The 16161-nt window shown below is 60.8% G+C and carries 15 protein-coding genes; 8 read left to right on the top strand and 7 right to left on the bottom strand.

Annotated elements, in window-relative coordinates:
- On the bottom strand, positions 1-1712 hold a 1712-nt coding region (locus EK16_RS11235), incomplete at its 3' end, for a CAP domain-containing protein (RefSeq protein WP_051928716.1).
- A gap of 556 nt (positions 1713-2268) precedes the next feature.
- On the opposite strand from EK16_RS11235, the gene EK16_RS00645 reads away from it, so the two are divergent.
- The 8 genes from EK16_RS00645 (at position 2269) to EK16_RS00610 (ending at position 10277) form a co-directional block, all read left to right on the top strand.
- Positions 2269-2859, top strand: a complete 591-nt coding sequence (locus tag EK16_RS00645; RefSeq protein WP_038033592.1) for a DUF2062 domain-containing protein — start codon at positions 2269-2271, stop codon at positions 2857-2859.
- A 395-nt stretch (positions 2860-3254) separates the two neighbouring features.
- The gene (gene acpS / locus EK16_RS00640; protein ID WP_038033589.1) at positions 3255-3662 is read left to right on the top strand and encodes a holo-ACP synthase; all 408 of its coding nucleotides are present in this window, start codon (positions 3255-3257) and stop codon (positions 3660-3662) included.
- A gap of 430 nt (positions 3663-4092) precedes the next feature.
- On the top strand, positions 4093-4911 hold the full coding sequence (gene lepB, locus EK16_RS00635; protein WP_231573549.1) for a signal peptidase I: 819 nt from the start codon (positions 4093-4095) through the stop codon (positions 4909-4911).
- On the top strand, positions 4896-5621 hold the full coding sequence (gene rnc, locus EK16_RS00630; protein WP_051928715.1) for a ribonuclease III: 726 nt from the start codon (positions 4896-4898) through the stop codon (positions 5619-5621). The genes lepB and rnc overlap by 16 nt, the downstream gene beginning before the upstream one ends.
- Before the next feature lie 260 nt (positions 5622-5881).
- Complete coding sequence (gene era / locus EK16_RS00625; RefSeq protein WP_038033621.1) at positions 5882-6766, top strand: GTPase Era; 885 nt, start codon at positions 5882-5884, stop codon at positions 6764-6766.
- A 102-nt stretch (positions 6767-6868) separates the two neighbouring features.
- A complete protein-coding gene (mutL, locus tag EK16_RS00620; RefSeq protein WP_038033586.1) occupies positions 6869-8740 on the top strand; it encodes a DNA mismatch repair endonuclease MutL in 1872 nt (623 codons plus the stop codon).
- Positions 8706-9842: an ELM1/GtrOC1 family putative glycosyltransferase gene (locus tag EK16_RS00615; protein WP_156098402.1), complete on the top strand. Its 1137-nt coding sequence runs from the start codon at positions 8706-8708 to the stop codon at positions 9840-9842. The genes mutL and EK16_RS00615 overlap by 35 nt, the downstream gene beginning before the upstream one ends.
- 96 nt (positions 9843-9938) lie before the next feature.
- Positions 9939-10277, top strand: a complete 339-nt coding sequence (locus EK16_RS00610) for a TusE/DsrC/DsvC family sulfur relay protein (RefSeq protein ID WP_038033582.1) — start codon at positions 9939-9941, stop codon at positions 10275-10277.
- Between the two features lie 377 nt (positions 10278-10654).
- Here the strand turns inward: EK16_RS00610 and grxD are convergent, their stop codons facing one another.
- The 6 genes from grxD to EK16_RS00580 form a co-directional block, all read right to left on the bottom strand.
- Positions 10655-10996: a Grx4 family monothiol glutaredoxin gene (grxD, locus tag EK16_RS00605; RefSeq protein ID WP_038033580.1), complete on the bottom strand. Its 342-nt coding sequence runs from the start codon at positions 10994-10996 to the stop codon at positions 10655-10657.
- A gap of 116 nt (positions 10997-11112) precedes the next feature.
- On the bottom strand, positions 11113-11355 hold the full coding sequence (locus EK16_RS00600) for a BolA family protein (protein WP_038033577.1): 243 nt from the start codon (positions 11353-11355) through the stop codon (positions 11113-11115).
- 168 nt (positions 11356-11523) lie between these two features.
- The gene (locus tag EK16_RS00595; protein WP_156098401.1) at positions 11524-11742 is read right to left on the bottom strand and encodes a hypothetical protein; all 219 of its coding nucleotides are present in this window, start codon (positions 11740-11742) and stop codon (positions 11524-11526) included.
- A gap of 985 nt (positions 11743-12727) precedes the next feature.
- On the bottom strand, positions 12728-13471 hold the full coding sequence (locus tag EK16_RS00590) for a pyridoxine 5'-phosphate synthase (RefSeq protein ID WP_038033571.1): 744 nt from the start codon (positions 13469-13471) through the stop codon (positions 12728-12730).
- A gap of 167 nt (positions 13472-13638) precedes the next feature.
- Complete coding sequence (ilvN, locus tag EK16_RS00585; protein WP_038033570.1) at positions 13639-14205, bottom strand: acetolactate synthase small subunit; 567 nt, start codon at positions 14203-14205, stop codon at positions 13639-13641.
- A 130-nt stretch (positions 14206-14335) separates the two neighbouring features.
- Positions 14336-16090 carry an acetolactate synthase 3 large subunit gene (locus EK16_RS00580; RefSeq protein WP_038033615.1) on the bottom strand — a complete coding sequence of 585 codons (1755 nt, stop codon included), beginning with the start codon at positions 16088-16090 and terminating at the stop codon, positions 14336-14338.
- Between the last annotated feature and the right edge of the window lie 71 nt (positions 16091-16161).

Below are 16161 nucleotides of genomic sequence, written 5' to 3'. Positions count from 1 at the left end.
AACTCCATGGCCGTTTCCGTCGTCGTCGGATCCGAATTGCGAACATGGATCTGACCGCTGAAATAGGCCGGATTTTTCGCGGTTATATAGCTGCCGCCGCTGCCGTCGTCCGTGATGTCCACGTCGTTGCGGTTGATCGGCCGGATGGTGCCGCCGTCATCGACGAACATGTCCAGCCGGATCTTGTCGGCGCTCGCATCGAGATCGGTGATCTCGTCGTTGCCGAAGTCCGGCGTGATGGGATTGCCGTTCTGATCAAGCTGCCCGTCATAGGCGAATGTGTCGGCCCCCGCGCCACCTGTGAGCCAATCATTGCCGGCGCCGCCGATCAGCCGGTCATTATCGTCTCCGCCCTCAATGGTGTCATCCCCGGCACCGCCATGAATGATGTCGGCCCCTGCATCGCCATAGAGGGTGTCGTTTCCTTCGCCGCCATTGATGATGTCATAATCATCACCGCCATGAATGGTGTCGTTGCCCTCATCGCCATGGATCGTATCCTGTCCGACGTCGCCCCAAAGTGCATCATTCCCTGCACCGCCAATCAAATAATCATCGTTATCGCCGCCATAGAGCGTGTCATCACCATCTCCTCCGGAAAGGGAATCCATGCCGGCTTCACCATAGAGCGTATCGTTGCCGGCACCGCCTTCAAGGTTGTCGCCATCACCTCCGCCATGCAGTTCGTCGTCTCCGTCTTCGCCATAAAGGAAGTCGAGGGCGTTGCCGCCATAAAGCGTGTCATTGCCGGCACCGCCGTAAAGGAAATCCTCTCCTTCTCCGCCGGAAAGGATGTTGTTCCCCTTGCTGCCGGTCAGGGTATCAGCGCTGTTGCTGCCGGTGATGTTCGCATCGGTCACGCCCAGGGCCTTCGCCTCCGTAATTCCCTGAACGAGGGTGATGTCGCCGGACGTCAGGACCATGGTGTTGTTGACCAGGTCGACCTTGACGTTTTCCGAACCGATATCCACGCGCACGATGATGGCACCGCCGCCGCTGCCAAAAGTCAGGGTGATGGCCTGGTTGTCATCCACATGAAGGGCATAACCGCCGGATGATCCGGATGTGATGTTCGTCGTTCCCGAAGTCGTGTCGGCCTGGATGCCCAGGCTCTTTCCTTCACCGACCGAATAGAAATCATTGTTATCGTTATCATCATAGATCACGCCGGTGATGAAATGACCGCTGCCGGAGGAAGCGTAATCCTGCGTGATCATGGACGAATCCCAGTCCTGCCCCTGATCGTCGGTAAAGGTTCCTATTTTCTGACCAACACCGACTTCCCTGTATTCGTCATCGAGGATGTTGGTGCGATGGCCACTGCTGAGAAAGAGCCCCCGGTGTTGCTCATAGATGGATGCCGTCGGATCGATGGGGCCGGGTGAGACGCCATGTAAGTTGATGTTCTCTCCGGTCTTCCAGGGGCTGATGAGCTGATAGCCGGCGTCCTGGATGCGGTCCGTGGCCGTACTTTCGTTGGCGCCCTTGTGTGAGAAGGTGTCCGTATCGAGCATCCACTGGCTGTGGGCACGAGCGGCGTCGATGAGCAGATCGTTCATCGCCAGCGGCTGCTTGGGGGAGGCATCAATCGTGCCCGCGGGCAGGCCGTCGTTGAGATCAATGCCATAGCGGTCCGCTTCCGCCTGCGGGTCGAGGCGGGCACGGTTGATCAGCTCGAGCATGAGCTGTTCCTGGTCGGTCTGCTTGGTCATGACGCATTTTCCCCCGGTCTGATCATGCGATTTTGGATCGCTGCTCGCTGGTTCTGCAGGCGGTGGGTTCCTTGCGCGCAGATGTTTTCTCCACAGGCGGCAGGAACCGATTCACGCAGTCAACCAATGATTGAGTTTGGGCGCCTGTCTTGTCAACTGATTCGCCAAAGCCTGAACGCTGATGGGGCATGTTGATCATTTTCCTGTCCGGATGGACGAGAGATGGCGAGTTGACAGGGAAGGGGGGCGGGATATGTATAGCCGCAGGGACAAGCTGGCCTTTGCACATTTTCCGGGAGGGAACGACAGGCGGGCCATTTTTCCTCGGTTTCACTGCGCGCTTGATGGCAGGCGTTGACCGGAGCTGTCGGCACAGTCGCGGACAGACGCTTGCTTACAGGACTCGGAACAGGGAAAAGGCCTTTGCCCGGCTATTGCCATTTTTCTCCCGGCTAGATGCGCGCCGGCTAATGGGGCCTTGCGCGGGTATTTCCGGCCCTTGTGAAAGGGGCCGCCTTTTACGCTCCGAAAAGAAGGAGCGGCTAGGATAGGGAGCATGTTTGCGCGGCGTGAAAAACTCTCGATCCCGAAACGGGTGTGGTATTTCCTCTTTCCGCGAGGGGGGCTGAAGCGCGCCTATACCTATATCTGGCTCAGGGCCAAGCGCATTGCGGCCTCGCCGCATGCGGTGGCTTTGGGGTTTGCCTGCGGCGCCTTCATCTCGTTCACGCCGTTCATCGGCTTTCATTTCATCCTCGCCGGGCTGATGGCCTGGATCCTTCGCGGGTCGATCCTGGCTTCCGCTTTCGGCACCTCGGTGGGCAATCCGCTGACCTTTCCCTTCATCTGGTGGGCGACCTACAATCTGGGCGGCCTGCTTCTCGGCTATGAACACAAGGGTGAGATACACATCGCTCTGCCCCATGGCTTCTGGGGGCTCTTGCTGCATGATCCGGCGGCCTTCGGCCGTGCGTTCTGGGATGCGCTGGGGCCGGTGATCGTGCCCATGTCGGTGGGCGCCCTGCCGCTGGGCGGGCTGTGCGGTGCCTTCTTCTATTTTCTCGTGCGCAAGGCGGTGGAGCGCTATCAGGCGCGACGGCGGGAGGTTATCGCGCGTCGGATCACGCGCCAGGAGCCGGCGGAGTGAGGGCTTTTGTTTTCCCACGCTCTGGTCCGGGGGCAGGCAAAGTGGACATCAACTCAGTTGCCCTTGATATTCTCTCCATACATGAAGCACTGTTTTTCCCCTCCCCCTGGGAGGGGGAGAGTCAGGGAGGAGGTTGAACAACTTAGTTCTGCGCTTGTGGCCCGACCCCCTCCCGGCCCCTTGCGGGGCCGACCTCCCCCTATCAGGGGGAGGATGGAGCTATGCACCCTTCTTGCTAACCTCCCTACACCGCAGGGGCAGGCCAGGGGTGTGATAAAGGGTGTTGTTGTGAGGAAAAACACAACTAACTGTCTCCTGGCAACAGATGGGTCTCTTATTAACGCATTGAATATCCATGTTAAAGCGTCGATTGCCGGGTTGAGGGAGCGGAGGCGATGATCATTGGCATGGGCGCGGATCTTGTGGATGTGCGCCGCATACAGCACCTGCTCAAGCGTCACGGAGGGCGTTTTCTTTGCAAGGTATTCACACCGGCAGAACAGGAGGCTGCGCGCGGACGCGGCGATGGCGCCGCTTTTCTTGCCCGGCGCTTTGCAGCCAAGGAAGCGGCGGCCAAGGCCCTGGGCACGGGGTTTCGCTCTGGTGTGGGCTGGCGGGATATCGAGGTGGTGCGTGGCGATCTCGGTGCGCCCTGTCTGGCCCTGCATGGCGGCGCACAGGCGCGGCTTGCGCGCATTGTCCCGGATGGATACGAGGCGGTTTTGCATCTTTCCTTGAGTGACGAGCCGCCCTATGCCCTGGCCTGGGTGATCATCGAGGCGCGCCCCTTGCCGCGGCACTAGGGCGTGTCCTCATAAAATCCGACGTGCCAGCCCCTTAAGCTCAACATTTTCGCTTCATCTCGCTGGCCTTTCGCCCTTGAAAATAGCTTTGGCTATTCCCTGCGGGCGAAAAGACCAGCGATATTTTGCGAAAATGCCGCTGGCATCGCCGTCTTTGAATTAAGTCCACGCCCTAATCTTGCCACAGCACTCATAATGAAAGCCTCTCGATCGGTGCTGTTCAGAAAAAGGCGTCCTTCCCGCATGACGTACGCCTTTCTTGTGCCACGCTTATGACACGATTGTTCTGTCTATCGGAATGCGTGCCGGAAGGGCTTAAAGGGTTTTTGCGCGCGATTGACTTGGCGGCCGGGATGGATAACAACCGCTAGAAATCGCGCGCGATGCCTCTGGATGCGGTGTTCAGGCGACTTGTTGAGAATGGCGGGCGATGATGGAGACGAAGGACGATCAGGCCTTGAGCGAACGGGTGGAAAAGCGCCAGGACGAGGGGCTGTGGGATACGGTGAAGGTGATCCTGCAGGCGCTGCTGATTGCCTTCATCATCCGCACCTTTCTCTATCAGCCGTTCAACATTCCTTCCGGCTCCATGATCCCCACCCTGCTCATCGGCGACTATCTCTTCGTCAACAAGCTCTCCTACGGCTACAGCAAGCATTCCTTCGATTTCACCCTGTCGCTCTTCGGCCATGATCTGTTTTCCTTCGGGCCGGTGCCGATCGAGGGGCGCATTTTCGCCAGAAAACCAAAGCGGGGCGATGTCGTCGTCTTCAAGCTGCCCAGCAATCCCAAGATCGACTACATCAAGCGCATCATCGGCCTGCCCGGCGATCGCATTCAGGTGATCAACGGCGTGGTCTATATCAACGGCGAGGCGGTGAAGCGCGAGCGCATCGAGGACTATGTTGTGCCGGACGGGCCGGAGAAGGGCAGGCGCATTCGCCGCTATCGCGAGACCCTGCCCAACGGGGTAAGCTATACGGTTCTCGATCTCTATGACGGCAGTATTGAGGACAACACGGATGTCTATGTTGTGCCGCCCGGTCACTACTTCATGATGGGCGATAACCGGGATAACTCGACGGACAGCCGGTTTCTGGATCATGTGGGGTATGTGCCCTATGAGAATATCGTGGGGCGGGCGGTGATCATCTTCTTCTCGCATTCGCCGGATGCGGCCCTTTACAAGCCCTGGACATGGATTACCGGCATTCGCTGGAGCAGAATTGGCACATGGATAAGTCCGTGACGGCAGAGAACTTCGACGATCCTAAAAGGGTGGCGGAGGCCTTCGCCGAGCGGGCGGGCTATCGTTTTTCCGATCCCAGCCTGCTGCTGGAGGCGCTCACGCATGCGGTGGAGGAAAAGCCGGGCGGTTTCGCCCGCGGGTATGAGCGGCTGGAGTTTCTGGGCGATCGGGTGCTGGGGCTGGTGATCGCCGAGGAGCTCTACCGGCGTCATCCCGACAGTCCGGAGGGGGCACTGGCGCGCCAGTACAATCATCTTGTGCGCAAGGAGACGTGTGCGGACATTGCCCGCCGCCTGGGGCTGGGCAAGATGATGCGCACCGGCGAGACCACGCTGAGGCGGCAGGCGGAAGGCTCGGTCAACGTGCTCGGCGATTTGTGCGAATCCGTGATTGCGGCGATTTATCTCGACGGTGGTCTTGAAGCGGCGCGAAAATTCATCATCTCCTTCTGGGAGCCGCTGTTCGCCCGCTACCGCGACGCGCCGCGCGATCCCAAATCCGCCCTGCAGGAATGGGCGGCGCAGCGGGGCTATCCGCCCCCGTCCTATCGCGAGGTGTCGCGGTCGGGCCCGGATCACGATCCGCAGTTCGTCATGGAGGCGGAGATCGAGGGGCTGGGCACGGCGCGGGGCGAAGGCGGCTCGAAGCGCAAGGCCGAACAGGCCGCTGCCGGAGCCTTATTGAAGCATGTCGAGAAAGAAACGGGATGACGACGGAAAACGACAGCGAGAAAGCGGATATCGCGCAGGCTGAGGACACAGCCGGCATAAGCACGACCAACAAGGAGACGGAGACCGACCAGAATGCAGCTGCGGATGCGGCGATGACCGCGGCGGAAGAGGGCACTCAAGACAGCGCCGAAGACAAGGCGGCTGAAGCTGGCACGCATCCGGCGCCTGTTGATCACGCTGCTGCTGATGATGATGCGGAAAGCGGCGAAAAGGCGCAGGAAGCGCAAGAGGAGGAAGGGATGCGCTGTGGCTTTGTGGCCATCATCGGCGCGCCCAACGCCGGCAAGTCCACGCTGATCAACACGCTGGTGGGGGCGAAGGTCTCCATCGTCACCCACAAGGTGCAGACCACGCGCACACGGGTGCGGGCGGTGGCGATTGTGGGCAAGAGCCAGATCATCTTCGTGGACACGCCCGGCATCTTCAAACCCCGGCGCAAGCTGGACGAGGCGATGGTGGAGGCGGCCTGGAGCGGGGCGGCCGATGCCGATGTGGTGGCGCTGCTTGTGGATTCGCGCCGGGGGCTGGATGAGGAGAACGCGCGCATCCTTCAGGGGCTGAAGGATTCCGGCCGGGATGCCATTCTGGTTCTCAACAAGATCGATCTCATTGAGAAGCCGAAGCTTTTGGAGCTTGCTGACACCTTCAACAAGGAGTTTCCCTTTCAGGCCACCTTCATGATCTCGGCCCTGAAGGGGTCCGGCGTGGATGATCTGCGCGATTATCTGGCCGAGCGCATGCCGCCGGGGCCATGGCTGTATCCGGAGGATCAGCTCTCCGATTTTCCCTTGCGCATGCTGGCGGCGGAGATCACCCGCGAGAAGCTCTATCTGCGCCTGCATGATGAGCTGCCCTATGCCTCGCACGTGGAAACGGAGCTGTGGGAGGAGCGGCCGGACGGCTCCATCCGCATCGAACAGACCATCTATGTGCAGCGCGAATCGCAGAAGAAGATCGTCATCGGCAAGGGCGGGCAGACGATCAAGGACATCGGCAAGGCGGCGCGGCAGGAGCTTTCGGCCCTGCTGGGCGGGCGCAAGGTGCATCTGTTCCTGTTCGTGAAGGTGCGGGAGAAGTGGGATCAGGATCCGGAGCGGCTGCGCTTCCTCGGCCTTCTCGAATGAACGTATCCACAGGGAAGCATTTGACTTTCCGCTCTTAGGCTGTCTGATGGTGCGGGATGAATGTTTCATCCCTTGCATCCCCCATGTTGATGGAAAGCGGCCATGGCCATCCGTCGTCTGCCCGAAACCCTCATCAACCGCATCGCCGCCGGTGAGGTGGTGGAGCGGCCGGCGTCCGTGGTCAAGGAGCTGGTGGAAAATGCGCTCGATGCCGGGGCGGGAGAGGTGGAAACCATCTTCCGCGACGGCGGGCGCAGTCTCATCGAGGTGCGGGATGATGGCTGCGGCATGACGCGGGAGGATCTCGCGCTGGCGGTGGAGCGGCATGCCACATCCAAGCTCGATGATGACTCGCTTGTGCGCATCATTACCTTAGGCTTTCGCGGCGAGGCGCTTGCATCCATTGCCGCGGTGGCGCGGCTTGCCATCATCTCGCGGCGGCAGGAGGCGGATACGGCCTGGGAGATCCGGGTGGAGGCGGGGCGCAAGGAGGAGCCGCGGCCGGCGGCGCGGGCACCCGGCACCACGGTGAGCGTGCGGGATCTGTTTTTTGCCACGCCGGCGCGACTGAAGTTCTTGCGCTCGGCGCGGGCGGAAACCATGGAGGCGGCGCGGGTGCTGCGGCGGCTGGCGCTGGCGCATCCGGATGTGGCCTTTCGCTTCGTAACAGAAGCGCGGGCGGTCTTTTCCCTTGCACCGGGGACGGAAGAGGCGCGCATTGCTGCCATTCTCGGGCGCGCCTTTCTGGACAATGCCTTTGCCTTTGCGGCGGAACGCGAGGGCTATTCCGTGCGCGGCTGGGGCAGCCTGCCCACCTTCTCGCGGGGCCAGCCCGATCAGCAGTATCTCTTCGTCAACGGACGGCCGGTGACCGACCGGCAGCTTTCCGGCCTGGTGCGCGCCGCCTACAGCGATGTTCTGGAAAAGGGGCGGCATCCGTCCGTGGTTCTGCATATCGCCTGTGCGCCGGAGCTTGTGGATGTGAACGTGCATCCGGCCAAGCGCGAGGTGCGCTTTCGGCAGCCGGCGCTGGTGCGCAGTCTCATCATCAATGCCTTGCGCGAGGCCATTGCGCGGGAAGGGCAGCGCACCGCGATGCCGGTGCGGGGAATGGTCCCGGCCGGAGATGACAATAAGCTTCCGCATCAGGAAAAGCCGGCGGCTGGTGCGGCTTTTGCTGATCGGCTGTCGCAGGAGGCGGCGCGCCTGTCCCTGGCGGCTCAGGCGCCGCTGATGGATCTGCCGCCGCAGGGGCGGCACAGCGCGGGTTTAGCTGAAAGCAAGACGGCTTTTGCAGGTGTCGCGGATGTTTCCGCGCCGGATCTCTCGCCGGCTGGCCTTGATGCGGGTGCGGATGCGGGTGCGGCAGAAACCGGTGCGGAAGCGGCGGAAAACCATCCGCTGGGGGCGGCGCTGGCGCAGGTGCATGGCACCTACATCATCGCGCAGACGCAGGATGGCATCGTCATCGTCGATCAGCACGCAGCGCATGAGCGCATCGTGCTGGAACGGCTCAAACGGGAGCGGGCGGCGGGCGGCATTAGCCGGCAGGGGCTTCTGATTCCGGAAGTGGTGGAGCTGGATGCCGACAGCGCCGATGCCGTGCTTGCCCATGCGGAGATGCTTGCGGATCTGGGGCTGGTGGTGGAGCCGTTCGGGCCCGGCGCGGTTCTGGTGCGGGAGGTGCCGGCAGCGCTGGGGCACTGCGACGTTGCAGGGCTTGTGCGGGATGTGGCGGCGGATCTCATCGCCCATGATCTGCCGCAGGCCCTGCAGGAGCGGCTGGAGCACGTGCTGGCCACCTTCGCCTGTCATCATTCGGTGCGGGCCGGGCGCTTCCTGACCCGGGAGGAGATGGATGCGCTGCTGCGCGAGATGGAGCGCACGCCCCGCTCCGGGCAGTGCAATCATGGCCGCCCGACGTGGGTGAAGCTGACGCTTGCGGATCTGGAGCGGCTGTTCAAGCGGGCTTGAGGCGATCATGGTGGGCAATGGCGCGGCAGGGGAAGGAGAGAAGGCGCCCCGCATCTGGGCGCTTCTGGGCGGGCGCGCCGGCGATGATGCGCAGGTTCAGGCCCTGGCGGCGATGATCGCGGAAAGAACCGGCGCGATCGTTACGGAAAAGCCTTTGCGCTATCGCCTGTTGCGCAATTTGCCCAACTTGCTGATCGGTGCCGCGGCTCCTCTGGTTCTGACCAGGGAGAGCATGCAGCAGCTTGCTCCGCCCTGGCCTGATCTGATCATCGGCGTGGGGCGCCGGTCGGTGCCGGCGGGGTTATGGATCAGGCGCATGGCCAGAACCAGGCCTGTGCGCCTTGTCTGGCTGGGGCGGCCGCGGGCGCCGCTTGCCTGGTTCGACATGGTGCTGACCACCGCGCAATACGGTCTGCCGGAAGAGGGGCCGGTGATCCTGCTTGATCTGCCCCCGGCACGGGCGCCGGCGGTGGAGGATGCCTATCTGGCGCGCTGGCGGGCGCGTCTTGCCGATCTGCCGCGGCCGCTGACGGCGGTGCTGGTGGGCGGGGCGCGCTGGCCCGTTCTGTTCGACGCCGATGATGCACAGCGCCTGGGCAGGGCGGTTTTAGCGGAACGGGAAAGAACCGGCGGGGCCTGGGTTGTCTCCTGTTCGCCCCGCACCGGAATCAGGCAGGCGCGGGCGTTGCACGAAGCGCTTAAGAAACCGGGCTATTTCTATTTCTGGCGCGATGGGCGCCGGCCCGAGGACAATCCGCACCGGGCGCTTCTGGCTTTGGCGGATCGCTTTATCGTGACCTCCGATTCCGCCTCGATGATCGCGGAGGCGGTGCGGACGGGAAAACCGCTGTGTTTATGGCCCATGCGGGAAAGCCGGCTTGCGCTGCACTGGTCGGCGAATGCCGGGCTTGCGCGCTGGCTGGCGGTGCGTGGTCTTTTAACCCCGCCGCGCAACATGCGCGCTTTCTGTGACCGGCTGAGGACGCAGGGGCTTGTCTCCTTCATTGGCGAGGCGGAGCCTGAAGATCGTCTCTGTGCCGAATTGCGGGAAAAGGCACTGGATGCGGCATTGGCGCGGATTGAGCGATGGCTTTCGCCATGAAATAACAGGCAACCGATCGGGGTTATGCGTTCATTCCCAATCAGCAGCGGACCCCCATAAGATTTTCGAGGCTTTCAAGAAGAGGAGGGAGAGATCATGGGCTTTCAGTTCAAGGGCCGTGAGATCGAGACCGATGCCAACGGTTTTCTCGTCAATCAGGCGGACTGGAGCGAGGAGCTGGCGGAAGCCATGGCCGAGGCCGAAGGCATCACCCTGACCGACAAGCACTGGGACATCATCAACTATCTGCGCGATGAGTATTTCAACAACAACGGCAATCAGCCCAACACGCGCACCATCATCAAGGCGATGAGCGAGAAGTGGGGCACCAAGGTGAAGCAGAAGGACGTCTATGAGCTGTTTCCGCTCGATCCTTCCAAGCAGGGCGGACGCATCGCGGGCTTGCCGGAATCGAAGCGCAAGGGCGGTTATTGACACAGGACCGCCTGTTTCGGCCCGACTTGAGCGGGCAAGTGCAAAGCGACACGCCGGAAGGCCGCCTTGTTAGCCGGCCTTTACGGTTCTTGCATGCGGGTGGCGAAGGCCGGTGTGGTCAGAAAACGGCCCTTTGCCGTCTTGCGGAACAGTCTGGCGGGGGTTTCAACCCTGCCTCGGGCATGGATGGCGGGGTAACATACCCCGCCAAAATGTTGAAGGAACGGGATGAAATCCCGTTCCGGCATTTGAAAGGGGTAAGAAAAAAGGCCCCGTTACAGGGCCTTCTGATGCGTGTCGATTGGTTGCCGCCTGAACGCGCGATTTATTTTCGGAGATGGGATGCGCGTTCTTGCTTCAGCATTCATCTCCGCCGGTCAGGCGGTGGGGGCGCGGTGCGGGATGCCCTTGTCGGACAGGAGCTTGACGAGCTCGCCGTTCTGGAACATCTCGGTGACGATATCGCAGCCGCCGATGAATTCGCCCTTCACGTAAAGCTGCGGGATGGTGGGCCAGTTGGTGTATTCCTTGATCCCCTGCCGCAGCTCGTCGGACGCAAGAACGTTGACATCAGTGAAGGGCACGTCGAGATACTGCAGGATCTGGGCAACACGGCCGGAAAAGCCGCACATGGGCTGTTCTTTCGTGCCCTTCATGAACAGCACCACATCGTTGCTCTTCACCACCGAGTCGATCCAGTCGTGAACGGGGTTGCTCATCGTCTCTGTTCGCCTTTCTTCACGGGTTGTTGTTTGTGTTGGGTGTCGATCGCGCGCGGATTACTCTGCATTCTTAGCGTCTCATGATCATCCCGTTGCGGGATTAAGAGCCAGGATCAGGGCGTATCCTCCGGCACGCCGGTCTGCAGGGCAAGTGCATGCAGCTCGCCCCCCATCTTGCCCTTCAAGGCGGCATAGACCATCTGATGCTGCTGCACGCGGGTCTTGCCGCGGAAGGCTTCGGAAATCACCGTGGCGGCATAATGATCGCCATCCCCGGCGAGATCGCGAATCTCCACCTTCGCATCCGGCAGGGCCTCCTTGATCAGACGTTCGATCTCGGCTGCATCCATGGCCATGGCCGCTTTTCCCTCGTGTTCTTCTTGTTGTGATCGTTTTCAACGGGAATATCGTTCAATCACGCATGGCATACAAGGCCTCTCCCGCTCTGTGAAGAGGGGACAATCAGCACATGATGATGCTGGCTCCGTTCGGACCAATCAGGACGCCTCAGTCCTCAGCCAGGGTCATTTCCCGGGCAGGCAAGGGGTTGCGCTAGCCTGGCACTGCATGTAGGAGCGATTGAGGTGATAGCACTCGATTTTTTTGTCCGCCGCATAATTCCAGTGTGCGTAAAGAGCGCCAGCTTTTTCCCGTGCCAGACTTTCCCAGGCAACAATGGCATTCTTTTCCTTTTTGCCCGGTGTTTTGTCTAGAAAATGCACAGGTTTTCCCTTGGCGCTCATGCTCATGCGCAGGCAATGAACATATGCATGGTCCTTGGCCGATCCAGCGCTGGAGCATGCCAGAAGGATTGCGCTCGCCATGACGGCGCGCATAAATAAGCGGATACACGTCATTTTTCTGTCCGGTTGATGGGCGGCATCGCCCCTTAGGCCAGGGCGTGTCCTCGTAAAATCCGGCGCGCCAGCCCCTAAAGGTCGACATTTTCGCTGCATCTCGCTGACTTTTCATTCTTGAAAATAGCTTTGGCTATTTCCTGCGAGCGAAAAGATCAGCGATTTTCAAAAAAATGCCGCTGGCATCGTCGTCTTTGAATTCAGTCCACGCCCTAAATGGAGGCGATGCCTTCATGATGAAAGCGGAAGGAATGGAGGCCAGAGGAGCCCTCCTTGCATATTTTCATTAGATTTGAATCAGGGCTGACGACAAGGGGGCGGGCCGTATTTCTCGCAGGTCATTTTCCATTCGGTGCATTTGCCGCTCTCATCTTTTTTCGCGCAGGTCTGTTTCCACTTCTTGCAACAGAGCCTGCTTTTTGACGTTAAAGCAAGGCGTGTTGCCTTCGCTGACTGACATTGGGGCTGGGCTGAGTGAGCGGTTGTGCCGACACTGCTGGCATATGCTGGAACAAAGGAGAGCATGCAGGCCATGGTGGCGCTGGCCAGAACTTTCATGGGGGTCATGGTTGTCATCTCCCTTAATTCGTCCCCCCATGTATGATCATATATTTTTGTAAATCTATAGCAATTAGGCCTATGAATAATTTTTGTATTAGTTTTACAAATGAATTTAAAACTCATTATAGATCGCATACAATTATTAGGTGTATTTTATTTTAATATTACGTAAAACATGTTGATCCATAACATGTTCTTTGATTTGTCATGCGATTAAATTTTGAATTTGCACATCAATATCCATGCTTTTCTGCAAAGCATAGATGAAAATTTGGCATTATGACGCACAAGAGAATTTTTCCATTTCCGCTCAGCAGGGATCGCCCAGGGCGCGGCGGAAGCGGCGCACGGTTTCGGCGATGCCGAACTTGAGGGCATCGGCAATGAGGGCATGGCCAATGGAGACTTCATCCAGGTTCGGCAGGGCCATGACCAGTGGGGTGAGATTCTGCACGGTGAGGTCATGCCCGGCATTGAGCCCGAGGCGGAGCTCCTGGGCGCGCTGGGCGGCAAAGGCCAGCTTCTGCAGCTCTTTGGCCTGCCTTTCCCGGTCATTGAAGGATGCGCCATAGGGGCCGGTGTAAAGCTCCACACGGTCGGCGCCGATCTCCTTGGCGATGTCCAGCCCCTCCGGCGAGGGATTGGCAAAGAGGGAGACGCGGATGCCGCGCTTTTTCAGCCGCTCGACAATGGGCGCGAGAAAGTCGCGCTGAGCGGCGAAGTCCCAGCCATGATCCGAAGTGGCCTGATCGGGATCATCGGGCACGAGGGTGGCCTGATCGGGCATGGCCTCCTCCACGATGGCCAGCCAACGCTCGTCGGGAAAGCCCTCGATGTTGTATTCTTTGTCTGGATATTCCTGCCGCAGCATGTCGCGCAAAATGAAGATGTCACTCTTGCGGATGTGCCGCTCATCCGGGCGTGGATGCACGGTGAGCCCGGCAGCACCGGCGCCGAGGGCGAGACGGCCGATGTCGCACAGGTCCGGCCAGGGCAGGTTGCGGCGATTGCGCAACAGCGCCACGGCGTTGAGATTGACCGAGAGGTTGATCATGGCTTGGCCCGTTTCGGATTCATCACGCCATGTGGGTCAAGACGAGAGCGGCGATGAAAGCCCTCTTGCCTTAAGCCTTCGCGCCTGCGCGTTCAAGAGGGATTCTTCAAAGGCCATGGATGGCGACCGGGTGTTCTGGGCCGCCTTCCGCGGCGGATTTGGGCGCATCACATCTTCATGGCCTCGGGCCCGCGGGAGATGGCGGCTATGCCTGTGCGCACCACCTCGATGAGGCCGAGCGGCTTCATGAGCTGGATGAACTGATCCACCTTGCGGGTCTTGCCGGTGATCTCGAACACGAAGGAGCCGGTGTGGGCATCGACAACGCGGGCGCGGAAGGCATCGGCCAGGCGCAGGGCCTCGATGCGCTTGTCCCCTTCGCCGCGCACCTTCACCAGCGCCAGCTCGCGCTCGATGGGCTCGCCTTCCATGGTGAGATCGGCCACGGAATGCACCGGCACGAGGCGGGAGAGCTGATTGCGGATTTGGGCTAGAATCTTGGGCGTGCCGCGGCAGACGATGGTGATACGGGAGATGCCCTTGTCATGCTCGGTCTCGGAGACCGTGAGCTGCTCGATGTTGTAGCCGCGGGCCGAGAACAGGCCGATGATGCGGGCGAGCACACCGGGCTCGTTGTCCACGACCACGGCCAGTGTGTGCTGCTCCTCACGTTCCGATTCCGGCACCATGAAGTAGGTGGAGGCAGGGGGAATGCCGGTGGCTGGCTTGTTCATGGCGTCGCTCCCGAATTGTCACACGCGAATTTTAGTGCGTCCTTATGATACCATCATGCGGGTTTGTGCCCGGCGTCCTGCGGCAGGCCCAGGCCTGCCCGGGGATGCTGCTATGGGCACCTTTTCTCGATCATACGCCCGCTTCCTCGGATGATTTCACCTCCTCGCTCAGGATCATCTCGTTGTGGGCGTGCCCGGCCGGGATCATGGGGAAGCAGTTGGCAACATTGGCCACCTGCACATTCACGAACACGGGGCCTTCCGTCTCAAGCATGCGCTTGATGGCATCATCCAGCTCGTCGGGCTTTTCCACGCGGATGCCGGTCCAGCGATAGGCGCGGGCCAGCTCGACGAAATCGGGCTGGGCCTCCACGTAGGATTCGGAGAGGCGGTTGCCGTGCAGAAGCTCCTGCCACTGGCGCACCATGCCGAGATAGTTGTTGTTGAGCAGGAAGACCTTCACCGGCAGATTGTGCTGAATGGCGGTGGAGAGTTCCTGAATGTTCATCTGGATGGAACCGTCACCGGAAACACAGATCACGGTCTTGTCCGGATTGGCGGCCTGTGCGCCGAGGGCGGCAGGCAGGCCATAGCCCATGGTGCCCAGCCCGCCGGAGGTGAGCAGCCGGTTGGGCTCCTCGAATCCATAGAACTGCGCCACCCACATCTGATGCTGGCCGACGTCGGTGGAAATGATGGGATCGAGATCGCGCGTGAGGGCGAAAAGCCGCTGAACGGCATATTGCGGCATGATCACGTCATTGCGGTTCTCATAGGCCAGGCACTGACGCGCACGCCAAAGGTCGATCTGATCCCACCAGCGCTTGAGTGCCTCGCGGTCGGGCTCGGCCTTCTTCTCGTGCCAGAGGCGCAACATTTCCTCCAGCACGCGGCCGCAATCGCCGAGAATGGGGATGTCCACCTGCACCGTCTTGTTGATGGAGGCGGGGTCGATGTCGATGTGGATTTTCTTCGATCCCGGCGAGAAGGCATCGAGGCGGCCGGTGATGCGATCATCGAAGCGGGCGCCGACGGCGATCATGACATCGCAGTCATGCATGGCCAGGTTGGCCTCATAGGTGCCGTGCATGCCAAGCATGCCCAGCCACTGCGGATCCGAGGCCGGAAAGGCGCCCAGGCCCATGAGCGTTGAGGTGATGGGAAAGCCCGTGGCCTTGACCAGGGCGCGCAGGGCGGCCACCGCTGCGGGGCCGGAATTGATGACGCCGCCGCCGGTGTAGAAAATCGGGCGTTTGGCGGAGGCCATCAGTTCCACGGCCTGTTCAATGGCCTGCGGGTCGCCTTCCGTCTGTGGATGATAGGTGCGGTGGCGCACCTTCTCCGGCGGCGTGTAGGTGCCGGTGGCGAACTGGACGTCCTTGGGGATGTCGATGACCACCGGGCCCGGGCGCCCGTGGGTGGCGACGTAGAAGGCCTCGTGAATGATGCGGGCGAGATCGTTGACGTCCTTGACCAGATAGTTGTGCTTGGTGCAGGGGCGGGTGATGCCCACGGTGTCGCATTCCTGAAAGGCATCCGTGCCGATGAGGGTGGTGGGCACCTGGCCGGTGATGACGATGATGGGGATGGAATCCATCAGCGCATCGGTCACCCCGGTGACGGTGTTGGTGGCGCCGGGGCCGGAGGTGACGAGCGCCACGCCCACGCGGCCGGAAGAGCGGGCATAGCCTTCCGCGGCATGCACTGCGCCCTGCTCATGACGCACGAGCACGTGCTTGATCTCATCCTGCTGGAAGAGCTCGTCATAAATGGGCAGGACCGCGCCGCCGGGATAGCCGAAAATCTCCTTCACGCCCTGATCCTTCAGCGCCTGCAGAACGATCTCCGCCCCCGTCATCTGTGCGCCTGTGATCTCTTGCGTCATGGTCTTTTCATCCTCCACGTCCACCACCGCCGAAAGCTTGGAAAACCCCATCGGCAGCATCCGGTTTCCAG

This window comes from Thermopetrobacter sp. TC1 (assembly GCF_000746275.1).
Lineage (GTDB): Bacteria > Pseudomonadota > Alphaproteobacteria > Rhizobiales > Aestuariivirgaceae > Thermopetrobacter.
The sequence above is the reverse complement of the archived record's forward strand: the minus strand, read 5'-3'. Positions and strand labels throughout refer to the sequence as shown.

What these genes read in the sequence shown, in the direction of transcription:
- ilvN (WP_038033570.1), bottom strand. Translation starts at nt 14,205, where the DNA reads ATGAACAAGCCAGCCACCGGCATTCCCCCTGCCTCCACCTACTTCATG.
- EK16_RS00590 (WP_038033571.1), bottom strand. Translation starts at nt 13,471, where the DNA reads ATGATCAACCTCTCGGTCAATCTCAACGCCGTGGCGCTGTTGCGCAAT.
- EK16_RS00595 (WP_156098401.1), bottom strand. Translation starts at nt 11,742, where the DNA reads ATGAGCGCCAAGGGAAAACCTGTGCATTTTCTAGACAAAACACCGGGC.
- EK16_RS00580 (WP_038033615.1), bottom strand. Translation starts at nt 16,090, where the DNA reads ATGACGCAAGAGATCACAGGCGCACAGATGACGGGGGCGGAGATCGTT.
- EK16_RS00610 (WP_038033582.1), top strand. Translation starts at nt 9,939, where the DNA reads ATGGGCTTTCAGTTCAAGGGCCGTGAGATCGAGACCGATGCCAACGGT.
- EK16_RS00645 (WP_038033592.1), top strand. Translation starts at nt 2,269, where the DNA reads ATGTTTGCGCGGCGTGAAAAACTCTCGATCCCGAAACGGGTGTGGTAT.
- mutL (WP_038033586.1), top strand. Translation starts at nt 6,869, where the DNA reads ATGGCCATCCGTCGTCTGCCCGAAACCCTCATCAACCGCATCGCCGCC.
- grxD (WP_038033580.1), bottom strand. Translation starts at nt 10,996, where the DNA reads ATGAGCAACCCCGTTCACGACTGGATCGACTCGGTGGTGAAGAGCAAC.
- lepB (WP_231573549.1), top strand. Translation starts at nt 4,093, where the DNA reads ATGATGGAGACGAAGGACGATCAGGCCTTGAGCGAACGGGTGGAAAAG.
- acpS (WP_038033589.1), top strand. Translation starts at nt 3,255, where the DNA reads ATGATCATTGGCATGGGCGCGGATCTTGTGGATGTGCGCCGCATACAG.
- rnc (WP_051928715.1), top strand. Translation starts at nt 4,896, where the DNA reads ATGGATAAGTCCGTGACGGCAGAGAACTTCGACGATCCTAAAAGGGTG.
- EK16_RS00600 (WP_038033577.1), bottom strand. Translation starts at nt 11,355, where the DNA reads ATGGCCATGGATGCAGCCGAGATCGAACGTCTGATCAAGGAGGCCCTG.
- era (WP_038033621.1), top strand. Translation starts at nt 5,882, where the DNA reads ATGCGCTGTGGCTTTGTGGCCATCATCGGCGCGCCCAACGCCGGCAAG.